This is a genomic window from Cohnella caldifontis (assembly GCF_029360585.1).
In the GTDB taxonomy this organism is placed as follows: domain Bacteria; phylum Bacillota; class Bacilli; order Paenibacillales; family Paenibacillaceae; genus Cohnella; species Cohnella caldifontis.
The window spans coordinates 16,687-34,563 of the sequence record NZ_JAQZSJ010000010.1; the positions used below are offsets into that span (position 1 = coordinate 16,687).

16 protein-coding genes and 1 pseudogene are annotated in these 17,877 nt (G+C 61.8%); 3 read left to right on the top strand and 14 right to left on the bottom strand.

The genetic code is table 11. The annotated features are described in order from the left end of the window. Positions 1 to 83 precede the first annotated feature (83 nt). From PTZ19_RS14830 to biuH, 12 genes are all read right to left on the bottom strand, one after another. The gene (locus PTZ19_RS14830; RefSeq protein ID WP_276355858.1) at positions 84 to 1,577 is read right to left on the bottom strand and encodes a response regulator; all 1,494 of its coding nucleotides are present in this window, start codon (positions 1,575 to 1,577) and stop codon (positions 84 to 86) included. Next, the gene (locus PTZ19_RS14835; RefSeq protein ID WP_276355859.1) at positions 1,555 to 2,979 is read right to left on the bottom strand and encodes a sensor histidine kinase; all 1,425 of its coding nucleotides are present in this window, start codon (positions 2,977 to 2,979) and stop codon (positions 1,555 to 1,557) included. Before PTZ19_RS14835 ends, PTZ19_RS14830 begins: the two co-directional genes overlap by 23 nt. A gap of 14 nt (positions 2,980 to 2,993) precedes the next feature. Further along, entirely contained in the window at positions 2,994 to 3,461 is a 468-nt protein-coding gene (locus PTZ19_RS14840; RefSeq protein WP_276355860.1) for a hypothetical protein, read from the bottom strand. A 152-nt stretch (positions 3,462 to 3,613) separates the two neighbouring features. Further along, positions 3,614 to 5,356, bottom strand: a complete 1,743-nt coding sequence (locus tag PTZ19_RS14845) for a PucR family transcriptional regulator (protein WP_276355861.1) — start codon at positions 5,354 to 5,356, stop codon at positions 3,614 to 3,616. Further along, positions 5,337 to 6,065 carry a cysteine hydrolase family protein gene (locus PTZ19_RS14850; RefSeq protein WP_276355862.1) on the bottom strand — a complete coding sequence of 243 codons (729 nt, stop codon included), beginning with the start codon at positions 6,063 to 6,065 and terminating at the stop codon, positions 5,337 to 5,339. The genes PTZ19_RS14845 and PTZ19_RS14850 overlap by 20 nt, the downstream gene beginning before the upstream one ends. Before the next feature lie 6 nt (positions 6,066 to 6,071). Continuing rightward, complete coding sequence (locus PTZ19_RS14855) at positions 6,072 to 6,518, bottom strand: cupin domain-containing protein (RefSeq protein ID WP_276355863.1); 447 nt, start codon at positions 6,516 to 6,518, stop codon at positions 6,072 to 6,074. 62 nt (positions 6,519 to 6,580) lie between these two features. Continuing rightward, a complete protein-coding gene (locus PTZ19_RS14860) occupies positions 6,581 to 7,762 on the bottom strand; it encodes a BMP family ABC transporter substrate-binding protein (RefSeq protein ID WP_276355864.1) in 1,182 nt (393 codons plus the stop codon). 42 nt (positions 7,763 to 7,804) lie between these two features. After that, complete coding sequence (locus PTZ19_RS14865) at positions 7,805 to 8,719, bottom strand: ABC transporter permease (RefSeq protein WP_276355865.1); 915 nt, start codon at positions 8,717 to 8,719, stop codon at positions 7,805 to 7,807. Beyond that, entirely contained in the window at positions 8,716 to 9,783 is a 1,068-nt protein-coding gene (locus PTZ19_RS14870) for an ABC transporter permease (RefSeq protein WP_276355866.1), read from the bottom strand. Before PTZ19_RS14870 ends, PTZ19_RS14865 begins: the two co-directional genes overlap by 4 nt. Further along, entirely contained in the window at positions 9,780 to 11,327 is a 1,548-nt protein-coding gene (locus PTZ19_RS14875; RefSeq protein ID WP_276355867.1) for an ABC transporter ATP-binding protein, read from the bottom strand. Before PTZ19_RS14875 ends, PTZ19_RS14870 begins: the two co-directional genes overlap by 4 nt. Before the next feature lie 230 nt (positions 11,328 to 11,557). Beyond that, on the bottom strand, positions 11,558 to 13,327 hold the full coding sequence (atzF, locus tag PTZ19_RS14880) for an allophanate hydrolase (protein ID WP_276355868.1): 1,770 nt from the start codon (positions 13,325 to 13,327) through the stop codon (positions 11,558 to 11,560). Between the two features lie 13 nt (positions 13,328 to 13,340). Next, positions 13,341 to 14,039 (bottom strand): biuret amidohydrolase, encoded by a 699-nt coding sequence (gene biuH, locus PTZ19_RS14885; RefSeq protein ID WP_276355869.1) that lies wholly within the window; start codon positions 14,037 to 14,039, stop codon positions 13,341 to 13,343. A 168-nt stretch (positions 14,040 to 14,207) separates the two neighbouring features. Here biuH and PTZ19_RS14890 point away from each other — a divergent pair. Then, a pseudogene (locus PTZ19_RS14890) lies at positions 14,208 to 14,324 on the top strand (carbohydrate ABC transporter permease); the annotation flags it as partial. Between the two features lie 72 nt (positions 14,325 to 14,396). On the opposite strand, the gene PTZ19_RS14895 reads toward PTZ19_RS14890, so the two are convergent. After that, the gene (locus tag PTZ19_RS14895; protein ID WP_276355870.1) at positions 14,397 to 15,287 is read right to left on the bottom strand and encodes a LysR family transcriptional regulator; all 891 of its coding nucleotides are present in this window, start codon (positions 15,285 to 15,287) and stop codon (positions 14,397 to 14,399) included. Positions 15,288 to 15,404: 117 nt separating this feature from the next. On the opposite strand from PTZ19_RS14895, the gene PTZ19_RS14900 reads away from it, so the two are divergent. Both PTZ19_RS14900 and PTZ19_RS14905 read left to right on the top strand, forming a co-directional pair. Continuing rightward, positions 15,405 to 16,478: a branched-chain amino acid aminotransferase gene (locus PTZ19_RS14900; protein WP_276355871.1), complete on the top strand. Its 1,074-nt coding sequence runs from the start codon at positions 15,405 to 15,407 to the stop codon at positions 16,476 to 16,478. A gap of 87 nt (positions 16,479 to 16,565) precedes the next feature. Continuing rightward, positions 16,566 to 17,522, top strand: a complete 957-nt coding sequence (locus PTZ19_RS14905) for a VanW family protein (protein WP_276355872.1) — start codon at positions 16,566 to 16,568, stop codon at positions 17,520 to 17,522. Here PTZ19_RS14905 and PTZ19_RS14910 read toward each other — a convergent pair. Next, positions 17,501 to 17,806: a response regulator gene (locus tag PTZ19_RS14910; protein WP_276355873.1), complete on the bottom strand. Its 306-nt coding sequence runs from the start codon at positions 17,804 to 17,806 to the stop codon at positions 17,501 to 17,503. The genes PTZ19_RS14905 and PTZ19_RS14910 overlap by 22 nt on opposite strands. Positions 17,807 to 17,877: the final 71 nt, after the last annotated feature.

Below are 17,877 nucleotides of genomic sequence, written 5' to 3' on the forward strand. Positions count from 1 at the left end.
AACGCTTCCAAGAGCGATTATACTCCGATCCGTTATGCGGTTTAAGGGACTCTGTTTGTTTTCCTTGTCTTCAATTTGGATCATTATCGCCTAACTCGGTCGCGGAACTCCTTGGGCGTGCAGCCCGCGACTTTTTTGAAAATTTTATTGAAATACGCGGGGTCGGCGTAACCGATCCGTTCTCCCACCTCGTAGGTTTTCAGTCCGTTCCGGCCCCTTAGCAGTGCCTTGGCATGCTCGATGCGCACCGATATGAGGTAGTCCGTAATCGTCTCCCCGGTCTCCGTCTTGAACAGCTTGCTGAGATAGCTGGGCGTCAAATAGACCGTTTCGGCCAGCCGGCTGAGCTCGAGCTCCTCGGCGTAATGGCGCTGGATGTAAGCTTTGACCGTCTCGATCACGCGGTTCTCCGGCTTATCGCCGCGCTGCCGGCGGAAGCTCTCCTCCACGGCTCTCAAGTAGGCGGACATGAACGATTCCCGATCCGGAAACCGCTCGGGATCGGCCGCGGCAGCTTGCTCCGCGGGAGAGCCGCCGGCGAACGCGAGGACCGTCTCGCAGGCGGATTTCAATTCCGCCCAGGCGGGCTGTCCGCGGAACGCGTCTGCCAGCCAATCCCGCAAGATCGCCAGCGCCCGGTCGGTGTCGGACAAGGAGACGGCTTCGCGGAAATCCCGGTCGAGCAGCACGACCGGATGAGCCGGCAGCGCCGTTTCGCTCCGCCTGGGCAGTCGGGCATGGCATTCGAACGCGGCCGCGCCGTCGCCGTACCAAGCGTGCCGGACCGCCTCCAGAGCCTCGGCATACGCCTCGCGCAGCCGGATCGCGCCCCGGTACACGTCGCTGGCGCCGATCCGGCCCCGGAATCCCGGCGGCAGGCGGCGAAGCAGCGTCTGCCCCAGCTCGCTCACGGTGTCGGCGTGGTCGCCTTCCCGGATGGCGACGGCGAACACCGCCCGTCCGTCGTCCCGCAACTCCGCCAGCCATTCCCTGTGCCAGGCTTCCGCCGCGGCGAGGACGTCCCGGGATCCTCCCGCTCCCCCGCCATGCGCGACGAACACCGCATAATGGTCCCGGAACGTCCCCGTCTCTTCCAACCAGCGGGACGCTTCCTCCCGGAGAGGAGCCGGCACCGTCTCGGCATCGCCGAACGACAGCAGGCGCAAGCCGTCCTCCGGCCGGATCGGCCGGTTGTCCCGTACCTCCTCCTCCAGCCGTCTCTTCGCCTTCTCCAGCAAAGCCGCGAGCTCGCCCGTATCCACCGGCTTCAGCAAATAATCCAAGGCGCCCAGTCGCAGCGCCTCGCGGGCGAAATGGAAGTCGTCGAACCCGCTGAGCACGGCGAATCTCAGATGCGGCCGGAGGGTCCGCAGCTTCCCGATCAATTCGAGCCCGCTCATGTTCGGCATTTTCATGTCGGTGATCAGCAGGTCGGCGTCCAGCCGGTCAATGTCCGAGAGCAGCTCCTGGCCGCCCGCGTACACGCCCGTCACTTCGCAATCGCAGCCGGCTTGAGCGATCAGCTTGGCCAGACCGAAGCGAATGCGTTCCTCGTCATCCACCAATGCGACTTTCACCGCCTCCGCCTCCCTTCTCCCGTCTTGCCGCCGGCAACCGGACGGTCACCTCGGTGCCTTCTCCCGGCCGGCTTTCGATGCGCAGCCCATATGTCTCTCCGAAGAGAAGCTTCAGCCGCTCGTTCACGTTGCGAAGGCCGATCCCCCGGTTCTCTCGGGACGCCGCGGCAGGATCCTCCAGCCTGCGGCGCAGCCGGGCCAGCTCGGCTTCGTCCATGCCGATCCCGTCGTCCCGGACGGTAAACACATGATCGGCGCCCTCCAGCCGGTAAGCGATGCCGATCCGCATGCGCGGCTTCGCTTCGTCCAAGCCGTGGTAAACCGCGTTTTCGACGATCGGCTGAAACAGCAGCTTCATGACCGGCAAATCCCGGTTCGCCGGCTCGTCGGGCAGCGTGAGGAAAAACCTGTTGCCGTACCGGTAATTCAGCAGCGTCACGTACATGCCCAAATGCTCGAATTCTTTGGCGAGCGGGACCGTCTCCGAGCCCGCTCCGATTCCATAGCGCAGCAATTTGCCGAGCAATTGGGCCATGGAACTGACCTCCGCGTCGTCGCGGATGACCGCCGTCATCCGGATGGCTTCCAGCGTATTGTAGATGAAATGCGGGTTGATCTGGCTCTGCAGCGCGGCAAGCTCGGCCTCACGCTTCCGCTGGCCCGCCAAGTAGACGTCTTCGATCAACGATTTGATCCGGGACACCATCCGGTTGAACGCGCTGCCCGCGAGTCCCACCTCGTCCCGGCGTTTGACCGGGAACGCCACGTCCAGATTGCCCGATTGGACTTCTTTCATCACCCGGACGAGCGAGCGGAGCGGCCGCGTGAGCATGAACGTCAGCGCGATGGAAATGAGCAGCGCGAATCCGATGATCGCTCCGGCGGTCAGCAGCGTAAAGTCCCGGATCCGGCGAGGCTCCTCCATCAGGGCGCTCCGGGGGATCGTGACGAGGATTTTCCATCCCGTGTTTTCCGATTGCCGATAGATCGTCAGCACGGAACGGCCGTCCACGTCGGCATGGAAGCTGCCTTCCTTGCCCGTCGCGCCCTGCAGCAGCTCGCTGCGTCCGATGTTCTGCCCCAAATATTTCTTCTCGCTGTCGAATACGACCCGGCCTTCGTCGTCCACGATCAGCGTCGTCCCGTGCGTCACCCGGTCGAGGTCCTTGACGATGCTCTCGATCACCCCGATATTGGCGTCTACCGCGATCAAGCCTAACGTATCATAAGAAGTCCCGACGATTTCCCGCACGACGGTGAACACGTACCGCTTCGAGGAAGCGACGCCCGCCACCTCCTGGGTGCTGAGCAGCACCGGAGAGCCGCCGCCCTTTAGCGCGGCTTGCCGCCAAGTCTCGTAAACGGAGTTCAAATCGCTGCGTACGCTTTCGTTTTTCAGCACGTAGTAGGAATGCCCTACCTGTCGAACAGATAGACGGTGTTGGTGCCTTCTTTGATGTTGTTCATGAAATAAATGCTGTTCTCGACCTGCGACCGGATTTGCAGCAGCACCCGGTACTCGTCAGACAAGACGCTTTCCCCTCCGTTGTCAGCGCTTGCGGAATCCGGCGCCGGCCGGTTTTCGTAGAAGCGGTTCGAAAGCTTGAGGCCGTCCTGGATCTGGGTCACGTAGGAGGGGATGATCGATATTTTCTTCATGTCTTCCATATAATCGTCCAGCTTGCCGATCATTCGGTCCGACACTTGCGACATATACGCAACCGTATTCCGTTCGATCGATTCCGTATAACGTTCGGCCGACACGTAGCCGAGCCCGCCGATCGGCAGCACGATCAGGAACAGGAATACCGCGAGCAGCCGGCGCTCCATCCGTTCGGCCGGCCAAGCCAATATTCTCATCCATCCGCGAAACCAGGAAGTCATGCCGCCTAACTCCCCTCGATGTTTGTATCGTGATTGTAGCATGAAATTAGGCTAACAAACGAGAGAAAGTTTCGATCGATAAGGCGTTTAAAAGACGTACAAGACCCCGCGGCAATCGCCGACGGGGTCTTTCTCACCTAGGAACCCGGCGGTCAAGGCGCCCGAATCCCCCTTCGAACCGGATACGGCCTGTCCGCTGCCTTCCGCTTCGCGGCGGACCCTTGCCCGTTGCGATGCGCGATCTCCGCGGCTGCCGCGGACGAGGACGTCTCCGAGATTTCCCCGACCTTAAGCGCCAGTTGCAGCAGCAGCTTCGTCTCGGGATCGTCCAGGCGTTGCCCCAGCTCGTCCTTGATCCTCTCCAGCCGGTAATTGACCGTATTATAATGAACGAACATCCGCTCCGCCGTCTCTTTGGCATTGCAGCCGCATTGGAAATAGGTACGCAAGGTTTGCATCAGCGAGCCTTGGTTCCGAACGTCGAGCTCCTGCAGCGGCTGAAGATACAGCCTTCTGAATTCCGCCAGCTCTTCGGTTTCGAGCAGCCGGTACAGCAAGAAATACACGCCTAGCTCCCCATATCGCACGACGGAATCCTGCAGCCCGCAGATCCCCCGGACCTCCGCGGCTCTTTTCGCGTCCCGGTAGCTGTCCGGCACCGCATCCTGGTTTTCGGCGGTTCTTCCGAGGCAGAGCGTCGCTTGTTTTCCCTGCAGCACGCTCTGCATGCTTTGCCACAGCGCATCGATCGATTCCGTTCGTTCCGGAACGAACGTTTCCCCCATGGAGGGCGGAAAGGCGATCAAAACCGCAAGCTCGCCCTCCATCACCGTCCACCTAGCCTCCAGCGGCCGATTCCCGCCGTTCGAATGGAAGCGTTTGGCCAACCCCTGCAGCTCCCGCACGTCCGGCTGACGGTCCCGGAAGGACACCACCCCGACGAGATAGGAAGCGTTCGCTTGCAGCGGGCAGCCGCATGCCTCGGCGCGCAAGCGCAAATCCACGGCCGAGACCATTCGGCCGGCCATCCAGTCCTGGAGAAACTGGTCCACGTATTTGGCCTCGATGATTTGCCTGGCTTGCAGATTGCTGATTTCGAAGCCGATCAGACGGCCGGCCCAAATCAGCGTCAGCATATCCGCGACTCCGCATTCCTGCTCATGTTCCATCAAGATCAATAGATGGCCGCTGGCGATATCGTCCGTCGCTTTGGCGATCCGTACGCGCATGCTGCGTCCCCGGATCGGCAGAAAGCAGGTTTCCCGGTCGCGGTCGGCCCGCAGCTCCGCCCAGCCGGCTTCCTCGATCCCGGCGCAGAGCGCCTCCGCAGCGGGAGACGCCGTCCAACGGTCGCCCGGATCCAGCAGCGCGACGGGATGGCCGATCAGCCGTTCCAAGTGTTCCAGAAAAGCGGGAAGCCCGTCCCCGCGCAGCAGTACGCGGGACAGGCGTTGCACCCTGCCTTGGAGGACGGACAGATCCTTCGATTCCGAAACCAATACCCGCTCCATGACTTCCCTTACGACGTCGGAGAACGTGGTGCCGGGCGGCAGCTCGATCAAGGGCATCCCATACCGGTTCGCGGCCTCCACCGCGGCAGGCGGAACCGCGTCGAAAAACCGCTTCGTTTTGACGCCAAGCGCCACGACCCCTCTCTGCGCCAGCTCGGCGATCAAGGTCACGAGCACCTCCGGATCGTGTTTGAACGGGTAGCCGGTCGTCATCAGGAATTCGCCCGGTCGAACCCAGTCGACGACATCCGGCACTTCCATGACGTTGATTCGGGTGATGGCTCTCTCCAGGCCGGCATCTCCTCCGAGCATGACCGCATCTTTGAAATGGGGGATGTCGAACAGGTCGCGCACCCTAAATCCTTCATAATCCGAGGTTTCCATGCCGTGCCTCCTTCCCCCGGAGCTCGCCGAGCGACCGGATCCATTCTTCCGAACGGGCCGTCCACCCGAAGATGCCGCCCTGCTGCCGCACCATGCGGATCGCGGCTTCATGGTCGGCCGGATCGAATGCGGCGCAGGCATCCTCGAGCACCAGGCAGCGGAATCCCCGGTCGTTGGCCTCCCGCAAGGTGGTATGCACGCAGACATGCGTCGTCACTCCGCACAGGATCAGCGACCCGATGCCCCGTTCCGTCAGGAGGGATTCGAGTCTTGTCCGGTAAAACGCCCCTTTGCCCGGTTTATCGACGACCGTCTCGCCCGGGATCGGAGCCAGCTCGTCCAGGATCGCATGCCCCGGTTCCCCCCGAATCAGAATGCGCCCCATCGGCCCCGGATCTCCGATGCCCGCGCCTTGCCGCCGGCTTCTCTCCAGCTTCGCGGGAGGACAATCGGACAAATCCGGCAAATGCCCCTCCCGCGTATGAACGACCTGCAGCCCCGCGGCCCGGGCGGCGGCCAACACGCGCTCGATGACGGGCACGATGCGCCTGGCGGGCTTAATGTTGTTCCCCAGCCGTTCGCCGAAGCCGCCGGGGGAGCAGAAGTCGTTCTGCATGTCGATGACGACAAGCGCCGCCGCGCCGGGTTCGAACTCATACGGATAGGGGAGTGCCCGTTCCAACACCGCTCTGCTCCGTTCGCCTGCCATCTCCTTCTACCCCCCTGCCCGTTCCAGCGGTTTTTCCGTCGGGACGGGCACCTTCGTCGTCCCGAAAAACCGGTTGTCGGGCACGTTCTCCTCCACGGGCATAAAGATGCTGATCTGCTCCGTAGGCAGCGTGTCGTCGTTCACGACCGAGTGGATGACGCCGGCCGGCACATGGAACGTGTCCCCGGCCTGATACGATTTCCATTCCCCATTGCAGAGCAGCCGGACTTTTCCGACCGTAATATGGATGATCTCGGCCACGTCGTGGTAGTGGGGGAGCACCGCTCCTCCCACCCCGATCTTCTCCCACAGGACCGAACTGGCGCGGACGCCGAGGGCATCCGCCTCCGCGGCGGATACGATCTCCCGGTGGTACAGGTGTACGTGATCCGGCATCCGCGACCAAGGCATCTCCGAAGCGGATTTTACGACAGTCTGACGGGCCAAGGCCATGCCCCGTTCCCTCCTTCCACGGAACTTTTCCAACCCCGCGCCCGCGAGGAACGCGTCTTGCGTCACTTCGGGATGTTGCCGACGACGCCCTTGACCAAATAATCCATCGATTCCAGCTGCTCCACCGTCAGCGTCTCCCCGTCCTTGATTTTGACGGCGCCCGATTGATCCTCGATCGGCCCCTTAAACGGATTCAGCGTACCGTCCAGCAGTCCCTTTTTCTTCTCCTCGACCAACTGCTTCGCGTCGTCCGGAACGCCCGCGCCGAAATCCGTCAACCGCACGACGTCGTCCGCGATCGTGCCGCGGTATTTACCGTCGTACTTGCTCCCTTTGAACTTGCCCTCCACCGCCGTCTTGACCATATCGACGAACAGGTCCGACCAGTTCCAGACGGAGCCGGTAATCCAGCCGTTCGGCGCCAGGGGCGACGCGTCCGCATGGTAGCCCACGGTCTTGATTCCCGCGCGCTCGGCGGTTTCGATGACCGTCTTCGTGCAGTCTTGATGCTGCGTCAGCACGTCTACGCCGCCGTCGATCAGCGAGTTCGCCGCGTTAGCCTGCTGGCCGGGATCGCACCAACTGCCGGTGAAGACGACCGACGTCGAGGCGTTCGGGTTTACCGACTTCGCCCCGAGCTCGAACGCGTTGACGTTCAGCAGCACCTGCGGAATCGGCACCGATACGATGTACCCGAGCTTGCCGGATTTGGACATTTTGCCCGCCGCGACGCCGGCTAAATATACGGGCTGCCAGATCGTGCCGAAATAAGTGCCGAGATTGTCCGCCGTTTTCAAGCCGCCCTGGTGGAAAAAGACGACGTCCGGATGGCGTTTCGCGACGTTGAGCGCCGGATCGAGATGTCCGTAGGAAGTCGGGAAAATGATTTTGGCTCCGTCCTTGATCATCTGCTCCATGACGCGTTCGGCTTCCGCCGTCTCCGGTACGTTCTCCGCGCGCAGCACCTTCAGATCGGGAAACGCCTTCTCCACCGCCTCGCTGCCGAGGTATGCCGCCTGGTTATAGCCGTAATCGTCCTTCGTGCCGACGAAAATGAACCCGACCGCGGTGCCGCCCGTACCCGGAGCGGCGGATGCCGCCGGGGCGGAAGCCGGGGCCGACCCGGACGCTTCCGGGCGCTCTTGGCCGGAGCCGGGTTGGCTGCAGCCGCTTAGAACGGCTGCGAACAGCAGGACGCACATCAGGAAAATGCCGGCGAACTTCCTCGAACTCTTCGTTTTCATTGGTTTCCCTCCATGTATATAGACAATGGCGTGAAGCTCCGGTTACCCGCCCGCTTCGCCGCTAAACACGCGGCCCAAGCCTTCGGGCGTCGAACTTTGCCTTCTGCGTTCCACGAGAAGAAGCGCCGCGATCGTCAGCAGATAAGGCAGCATGAACAGGAAAAACGGCGAAATCGGCAAGCCCTGCTGCTGGACGGTCAATTGGAGCGCTTGCGCCGCCCCGAACAAGTAGGCGCCGAGCATGGCCCGGGCCGGTTTCCATGACGCGAAGATCACCAGCGCCACGGCGACGACTCCCCGGCCTTGGGTCATGTTCTCCACCCAGCTGTGCGTGTAGGCGACCGACAGCTGGACGCCGCCGATTCCCGCCAGGAAGCCGCCGGCCAGCACCGCCGCGCCTCGGACAAGCTTCGGGTTGATTCCGCTGGCGAACAGCACTTCTTCCCGCTCGCCCGCCGCGCGCAGCATGATGCCGAGCCGGGTTCGGAACAGCAGGAACCAAAGGCAGGGGACGAGCAGAATGGACAAGTAGGTCAGCGGGTCGTGCCGGAACAAAACATCGCCGAGAAACGGGATATCCGACAGCCAAGGAATCGGAACGGGATTGAACCCGACGATCCGTTCGCTGACGAAGCTGCGTCCGAAAAACGCGGTGATCCCCATTCCGAAGAACATCAGGGTCAGTCCGGTCGCCAATTGGTTGGCTTTGCGGACGATGACGAGGTAGGCGTGAATCGCGGCGACGAGCAGGCCGCACAGGCCGCCGGCCAAGGTTCCGAGCCAAGGGTTCCCGGTCCAGACGGTAACGGCGAAGCCGCCCATCGCGCCGCCGAGCATCGAGCCTTCGGTGCCGAGATTGATCACCCCGGCCCGCTCCGACAATAGTTCCCCTTGGGAGGCCAGCATGACCGACGTGCCGGACCGCAGCGCCCCCGCGAGAATATCCGAGAGGATCATCGCTTCCCCCTCCTTCCGGCGCCGAGCAGGAAGAACAGAACCAGGGCCATCAGGATGTGCACGGAGGAGGAAGGCAGACCCGAACCGATCTCAAGCGAATTGCCCGCCACCCCGATCATGCCGATCAGGAACGCCGTCAACATCAGCCGAAGCGGGTGGTTCCAAGCCATCCAAGCCGCCAGAAAACCCAGATAACCGTAATTGGCTCCGGTGGCGGGACGCAGCCGGCCTTCGATCCCGGCGATTTCGATCATGCCCGCGATCCCCGCCAGCATGCCGGCCGCCACAAGCACCCAGAAGTACATCGCGTTCAGCCGGAATCCCGCCCGTTCCGCCGCAAGCCGGTTGCCGCCCAACACGCGGATGCGGAAGCCGAATCGGGTTTTCGCGAGCACGAACCAGACGACCGCGGCAAGAGCGGCGGCGATCGCGAAGCCGACGTGCAGCCGGGTTCCGTTCAAAACCGGCAGCCGGAGCGCGGGGGAGATTTCCGGCGAGAAGGGCCAGTTGAACGACCCGGGGTCTTTGAGCAGGCCGTGCACGAAGAAACCTACCGTGAATGTGGCGACGTAGTTGAGCAGCAAGCTCGTAATCGTCTCATTGAGCCGGCCTTTCACCTTGAGAAAAGCCGTGATCGCCGCCCATACCCCGCCGCCGAGCGCGCCGGCCAGCAGCATCGCCGGGATCCCGATCCAAGCCGGAGCCTGGTTCAGATAGAAAACCGCGAACCAAGTGGAGAACAGGGCGCCGATGGCCAGCTGCCCTTCCCCTCCGACGTTGACGAGCCCGGCTTTCGCCGGCAGCGCGGCCGCTAGCCCGGTCAATAGGATCGGCGTCGCCTTGATCAGCACTTCCCCGAAACCGTACAGGTCGCCGAACGCGGATTTGACCATGGTCACATACAGCTGAATCGGATTGATCCCGTAAGCGGACAAGAACAAGCCGTAAAGAACGAACGGGGCCAGGACGATAACCGCCGTCCATGCCGCCGGCTTGATTCTCTCGCGCAGACGCAGCGCCGTGTCCGCGGGCACGAGGACGGCGCCGGTCGTGTCCGTTTTCATGCGGACTCTCCTCCTTCCAGCATCAGCCTTCCGATTGCCGCGGCATCGGTCTCCGCGGGACGAAACGGCCCATGCAGCCGTTTGCCCGCCAAGACGACCAGCCGGTCGGAAAGCTTGAACAATTCGTCCAGGTCCTCCGAGAACAGAAGCACGGCCGTTCCTTGTTCCGCCAGCGCGATCAGGCGCTGCTGGATCGTCCGGGTCGTGCCGATGTCAAGGCCGCGGCTCGGATAGCTCACGAGGAGAATCCGAGGTCCGCGGACGAGCGCGCGGGTCAGCACCATCCGCTGCACGTTGCCCCCGGACAGGCGGTCGGCTTTCCGGTCCGGGTCGGCGAGCGCCAACGCCTTGGCTTCCGGGCTCGCGCTCAGCCGGCTCCGGATCCGCGCCCAGTCGACGCCGAGCCGCTTTGGCGCCAGCGGATACCCGTCCAGCACCATATGCTCGAGAATGCTGAGACCGGGCACGACGGACTCCTTCAGCGGATCCTCCGAGACGAAGCTGACCCCCGCTTCCATGAACGCTTGGACTCCGCGGCCTTGCAGTTCCCGGTCTCCGATCCGCAGTACGCCTTGCGACGGCCGCCGCAGTCCGAAGAGCGTCTCGGCAAGCTCCCGCTGGCCGTTGCCTGAAATACCGGCTACGCCCAGGATTTCGCCCGCCCTCAGCGACATCTCCGCCTCTTGCAGCACCGTTTCTCCGTGATCCCCCTTGATCACGATCCGTTCCAACGTCAGAGCTTCGGGCTTCGGCGCCTCCGATTCCGCCCGCGGCTTGGAAATCGGCATGAGCTCCTTGCCGCCCATCATGGCGGCGATCAAGGAATCCCCGTCCGGGATTTCCTCCCGGCGGGCCGAATACGCCACCTGCCCGCCCCTCAGCACCGTCACCTCATCGGCGCACGCCATCACCTCGTTGATTTTGTGCGTGATCAGCAAGATCCCGTATCCGTCCCGCTTCAGCATCCCGAGCATGTTCAGGAACGCGTCGACTTCCTGCGGCACGAGCACGCTGGTCGGTTCGTCGAAGATGATCAGCCGCGTATGGGGGACCAAGAGCGTTTTGACGATTTCGAGCCGCTGCCGCTGGCCAAGATCCAGCTGCCACACCTCCGCGGCGGGATCGACCGCCAAACCGTATTTCGCGGACACCTCGAGGATCCGCTCGCGCAGCTCCTTGCGGCGGAAGCGCCATCCTTCCCGGGATACCGCGAGCGCGACGTTATCGAGCACGGTCATGGCCGGGATGAGCCGGAAATCCTGGAAGACCATCCCGATCCCTTTCCCCCGGGCTTTCATCGGCGGATGAAGGACCACCCGTTCGTCGTCCATGCGAATGAGCCCGTCATCCGGCGCGTAAACGCCGTACAGCATTTTCATGAGCGTGCTTTTGCCGGCCCCGTTTTCTCCCAGCACCGCATGGATCGAGCCGCGGCGGACTTTAAGGTTGACGCCCAGATTCGCCGTCAAGGAACCGAACCGTTTCGTCAGACCGATCGCTTCCAGGAGATAAGGGTTCGAGGACGATAGGTCAGTTGGTTCCATGAGCCCCACCACCATTAATGTCATTTTACATTACATTCATAAGACGATTTGTTTACATAAACGATTATATTACATTTCATGATGCGATTCTTTATGTTAGAAAAATATAATTTTGAGCGTTAAATTGTAATTCGCTTATAAACCTGACACGATATTTACACCAAATCAAAAAGAAACCTTCAAGCACCCGGTTTCAACGGGGGCTTGAAGGTTCCTCCGCAATCGCAATCCTAATCGCATCGTTTGGCCTGCCGTTCCGGCTTCCAGCCTCCGCGCGCCGTGATGTCCGAAGCCCCTGCGGCCGCGTAACTCTCGCACAGGAAGCCGGGTACTTCCGTTCCGTCCTCCAGCTCCACTTTGCCTATGCCCAGCGGGGAAGGGATCGCCGCGACGAACGGGCCGAATGACGCCAGCGGCATCTCCCACACTTCCAGACGGAGCGGGGAGCCTTCTCCGGGCCGCTTGACCAGTCCCGGCTTGGCCGGAGTCGTCGGCAATTCATACATCCGGTATTGACTCGAGGTGCGCGCTTCTTTGACGAATCGCGCCCCGCACGCTTCCATTTGCCGCTCGAGCGGGAACCCCCGCATATGCAAGCCGCATACCGCGACCAGAGTCGTGCCCGAAGAGACCGGAACCGGCTCCGCTCCCAGGTCTTCGCCCAGAAACGCCGCCGCCGCGCCGAACGCCAAATCCTCCCGGCCGGAAACGGAGAAGAACGAAAGCCCGAACGGCAACCCTTCCAGCGCCTCGCCTGCCGGTACGGCAGCCGCGCACAGATTCAGCAGGTTGCAGTGATTCGTGTACATGCCCAGCCGGCTGTTCGTTCCGATCGGATCCGCGCGGACGTCTTCCCTCGTCCAGGTGCCGCCGACGGTCGGCAGCGCCAGCGCCGCATCCCGCAGCATCCGGCCGACCTCCAGCTTGCGGGCCTGCAGCAGATGCATCGCCCGGAATGCCGAAGCGGCGCCGAATCCGCGCGTCGCGCCGGAGCGCAGCACCTTCTCCGTCACCGGAAGAAGGCTGCCGGGATGAGATTCGACGAAATCGCCCAGTCCCGCCCACCGCTCTTCGACGAACGGCCCTTCATACAGCATCTCGGCCGCCTCGAGCAGAGGCTGGATATTCGTCGGGACCAGTTCGAAGCCTCGGGCAGCGAGTCTATCCAACGACCGGTTCCAAGCCTCCTCATAAGGCTCCGCGAAGGGACCGAAGAACGCAAGCCGGATATCCGGCACGAGGATTCTCATCGGCGGCCGAGGAGAGAGCGGCGGCGCGGCTTTCGACCAAGGATCAAGCGGATCCGGCCCCCGAACCGCCCGGTCCACCGCCAAGGCGTCGCCGAGGCGGCAAGCGAAAACGGTCACGCAATCCAGGCTTGCGCAGGCGGGAACGATTCCGCGGACGGGCCAGGCGCCCAGGCTCGGCTTCCAGCCGACGATCCCGTTCAGCGCGGCAGGCACGCGCCCGGATCCGGCCGTATCGGTACCGAGCGCGAAGGCCGCATGTCCGCGCGCCACGGCGACGGCGGAGCCGGAGCTGGAGCCGCCGCTGATCAATTCGGGGCGGAGCGCGTTGCGCGCCTCCCCGTACGGGCTTCTCGTGCCGACGAGCCCCGTCGCGAACTGGTCCAGGTTCGTCTTGCCGAGAGGGATGGCGCCCGCCGCGAGGAGCCGTTCAACCGCCGCGGCGTTCGCTTCCGGGACATAGGCAAAGTCCGGACAACCGGCGGTGGTAGTGATCCCCGACCAATCGATGTTGTCCTTGACGGCGAACGGCACCCCCCATAGCGGGCATGCCGCCGGGTCCATGGCGGACAAGCGATCGAGATACGGCCGGATCGCATCGTAATGGGGCGGCGTAATCCAGACGCGGAAATCGCCGTCTTTTTCCGCCCGCCGCACGATGGCGCGCACGACCTCGTCGGGCGTCCATTCCCGCCGGGCATAAGCCGTCCTCAGCCAGTCGATCGTAAGGATAGAAGGAAGTTCTTTCGGCACCGTCGCCGCCCCCTTACGCCTGATCGCCGGCCAGATGGCGCAGCGCCGGCAGCACTTCAGCCGATCCGGATACGGCGCCGAACACGCCGCCCTGCATGGTGACCATATGGAGAGCCGCCTGATGGTTGCCGAAATCCGTCGCCCCGGTGCAATCCTCCAGAATCAGGCACTCGTACCCGCGGTCGTTCGCTTCCCGCATCGTCGTGTGCACGCACACGTCCGTCGTGATTCCGGCGAGCAGCAAATTGGCGATGCCCCGCGTCCGCAAAATCAGATCCAGATCCGTCGCGTAGAAGCTCCCCTTGCCCGGCTTGTCGATGACGATCTCGCCAGGCCGCGGGGCAAGCTCCTCGATGATTTGCCAGCCCGGCTCGCCCCGGATCAAAATCTTGCCCGCCGGCCCCATCGACCCGATGCCCGCGCCGATCCGTTCGCTGCGCCAGCGCTTGTTCGCCGGAAGATCCGACAGATCGCTTCGGTGACCTTCGCGGGTATGGATGACGGTGAACCCGGGAATGGCCCGGGCGGCTTCCAGCAGCCGGGAAATCGGCTCGATCGCCCTTCGCGTGAGCGAAAGGTCGTAGCCCATCCGGTCCACGTAGCCTCCTTTTCCACAGAAGTCGGTTTGCATGTCGATAATGACCAACGCCGTGTTATCGGCCCTGAAATCCCCGTTATAGGGGAAAGGATATGGTTGTGCCTGGATGTACATAGTCCCATCCTCCCTCACGTTATTTTCATGTAACGTTAATTCGCAATCTTGTTACATTATATAACGCGAGTGAAGAGCCGTCATTGTCCATCGTTCATCGTGATGACCGGGAATTTTTGTGCCTTGCTCACAAGAACGCGTCAGTGGCCGGGGCTTCTCTCCTTGTTGGACTGGAACCTGATCTTCGCCGATCTCGTGCTGACCTCGCTGCCCGTGGTTATCCTTTATCTCTTCGCGCAAAGGTTCATCATCGGCGGCTTGACGGCCGGCGCGGTGAAGGGATAAGGAGCGCGCGAACGGGAAAAACCGCTTTTCCGACGGCTTCGCAAGAGCCGGGAAAAGCGGTTTTTTATCGTTTCAGTCAACGAACATATCGATGAACCTCCGCGCGCGTTTGGAAAGAAAACGATCCTTCAACCACACGATGCCGACTTCGGAGCGAAAGTCGGAATCCGTGAGTTCGTACGCGGCGATGCTGGCGAGAGGGAATGAAGCCGTAACCGACTTCGGCAAAATCGTGGCGCCGATACCCGCGGTGACAAGCGCGATAATGATGGAGACGCTGGAACATTCGCAAAGAATGCGCGGCGTTAAGCCGAATCGATGGAATTCCTTCACGACCGCCGCATGCATGCCGGTCGTCTGGTCGCTTTTTAACGTAATGAAAGGATACTTCGCCAGCTCGCGTAAGTCTAAGCCGGGCTCGGGCGACGGCGGACGCCACGATCCGGGGAGAATGGCCACGTACGGATCGGGAGGCAGCGGAAGGACGTCGTAATGTTCCGGAACCCCAGCCGCTTCGAAAGGGAGCCGGGCGATCACGAGCTCGATATTTCGTTTTTCCAGCTGTTCCCCAAGCAGGAAGTGGTCTCCTTCCCGGATTTTGAAGGTCACCTCCGGATATTTTCCCCGAAACCGTTCGATTCTCGGCGGCAGGAGCGACACGCAGGAGACGACGGATCCGACGGAGAGTACGCCTCTGATGCCTTCGTCCAATTCCTGCACTTCTTTCACCGTCTCTTGGAACTGTTGAAGCAGCAGCTCGGCTCTTTGGCGCAAAAGCTCCCCGGCATGCGTAAGCGTCAACCGCTTTCCGCTTCGATCGAACAGCGTGACGTTCATTTCCTGTTCGAGCAGCTTCATCTGACGGCTTAAAGGAGGCTGCTCCATATTCAATCGTTTGGCCGCGCCGGTGACTTGGCCTTCTTCAGCTACGGCCAAAAAATAGCGAAGCTGCCGGATGTCCATTTGAACCCCGCTCCTATCCCATACTTTATAGGTATATTTTATCGATAAAAAGAATATTTCCAATATATTTCCGGCAAGCGTATGATTCAACTAACCATCTGGAAGGAGATGACTGCCTTGCTTCAATCGATTTCCGTCGAACGGACGACAACGCCCAAACCGAAGCCGCAGGCGAATGAGTTGGGGTTCGGAAAATATTTTACCGACCATATGTTCATCATGGAATACGAGCCCGACCCCGGTTGGCACCGACCGCGCATCGTTCCTTACCAACCCATCTCGTTGGACCCGTCCGCCAAAACGTTCCATTATGGGCAAACGGTATTCGAAGGACTAAAAGCGTATCGAACGGCGGAGCAAAAAATCCAAATCTTCCGCCCCCGGATGAATATTCGGAGGTTGAATCTCTCGAACGAGCGTTTATGCATTCCTCCGCTGCATGAGAAGACGGTGCTCGAAGCCCTCATGCAACTTCTGCGGATCGACCGGGACTGGATCCCCTTCGAACCCGGAACCTCCCTCTACATTCGCCCTTTCGTGATCGCCACAGAGCCCGCTCTTGGAGTCGCGCCTTCTCGCCACTATCGGTTCATAATCATCCTCTCGCCCGTCGGCGCGTACTACTCGGAAGGAGTTCATCCCATTTCGATCCACGTGGAATCCCGCTATGTTCGCGCGGTTGCGGGCGGTGTAGGCAACGCCAAAACCGGAGGCAACTATGCCGCAAGTTTAAAGTCGCAGGAAGAAGCCTCCAGGCGCGGGTGCGCTCAGGTGCTTTGGCTGGACGGCACGTACCGAAAATACGTGGAGGAAGTCGGCAGCATGAACGTGTTCTTTCGAATCGAGGACACCGTGGTGACGCCGGCGCTCACCGGAAGCTTCTTGGAGGGCGTAATCCGCGACTCCGTGATCCGAATCCTTGACCATTGGAATATCGCCGTCCAAGAGCGGCCGATCTCCATCGATGAGGTCGTTCGGGCACATCGCGCAGGCTCCCTCAAGGAAATATTCGGCACGGGTACGGCCGCCGTGATATCACCCGTGGGAGAACTGCATTGGCAGGGCGAGAAATTGACCGTCGGCGACGGGACGGCGGGCGCTTTATCCGCCAAGCTTTACGATACGCTAACGGGAATCCAGACGGGGCGGTTGCCCGATCCGTTCGAGTGGATGGAAGAGGTTGGGGATTGAGAAAAAGCCCGAAAGAATGGGGACGGCCCGGTCCATACTAAGGAAATGCGGTTATCCCCAAAAAGAGTTGGAGTGTCGTGAGCGAAGATGAACGGTAGTTTACCTTTCCTCCCTTGGATCGGCGCGGCGTTGCTTCTGTTGCCGCAACAGGGGCAGCCAACGCCGGCCGATCGGCCGCCCGCGCCCGAACGCGCCCCCGTCATCGTGCACGCGGACCGCGAAACTTACTCGCTTCCCGGGACGTCCTTCATCGATCCGTACAAGTTCGGCCGATTGCAGAGCGATCTGGAACGCCGGTTGTACCAAGCCCCCGTGAATGCCCGGATCGGTTCTTCCGGCGCGATCGTGCCCGAACGGAACGGCTTCCGGCTCGATACCTCCGCGTTCGCCGAGCGGTTTTTCGCCGGGTTTTACGGCGGCGGCCCGTCCGCGTTTCCCGTTCCGGTGCGGAAAACATACGCGGCAGTCGACAGCGAGCTGCTGGCCGGGTTGCGCGAGAAGCAAATCGGCTTTTACGTCACCTATTACAACGTCCGCAATCGCAGCCGCGCCCATAATATCGCCTTGGCCGCGCAAGCGATCGACAGCCGGGTCGTATTTCCCGGCGAATCGTTCTCGTTTAACGAAACGGTTGGCATCCGCACGGTCGCGCGAGGGTATAAGCGCGCTCCCGTCATCGTGCGGGGGGAACTGGCGGAAGATATCGGGGGAGGCATCTGCCAGGTATCCTCGACGCTGTTCAACGCCGCCGACCGCGCCGGGCTTTCGATCGTCTCCCGGTACTCCCACAGCCGGCACGTCCCGTACGTGCCGCCCGGGCGCGACGCGACGGTGAGCTGGGGCGGTCCGGATTTCGCGTTCCGCAACCTTTACAATCAGCCGGTCCTGATCCGGGCTTATGCGGGCGGAGGCGCGATGCGCGTCGCGATCTACTCCTCGGACGTGATCGCGTATAAGCCGCGGAGCGTGCCGAGCATGAACAAAGAGCTTCCCGAAGAAGTATCGATCGAATCCCATCCGGCTTACGACAAACCGGCACGTTGACCGACTTCGAGCCCGATGATCCGGTCCATCTCGCGGTCGCGGGCGCTTAAGAGAAGAATCGGGATATTTCTCTCGTTGCCCAGCCGCCGGCACACTTCGAGGCCGTCCATCCCGGGCATCATGATGTCGAGGATGAGAGAGTCGACGTGCTTGTCCATCATCGCCTGCAGAGCCTGCTTTCCGTCATAGGCGCACAATACGCCGAAATTTTCGCGTTCCAGCTCATCCGCGATCATTCGGACGATTTCGCGGCTGTCGTCCGCCACGAGAACGGTGTTCCTCATCGGGTTTGCCCCTCCGCCAACCGACTTGTTTCTACCAAAATAACACAATTCGTCCGGAAATGGTGCCGTTG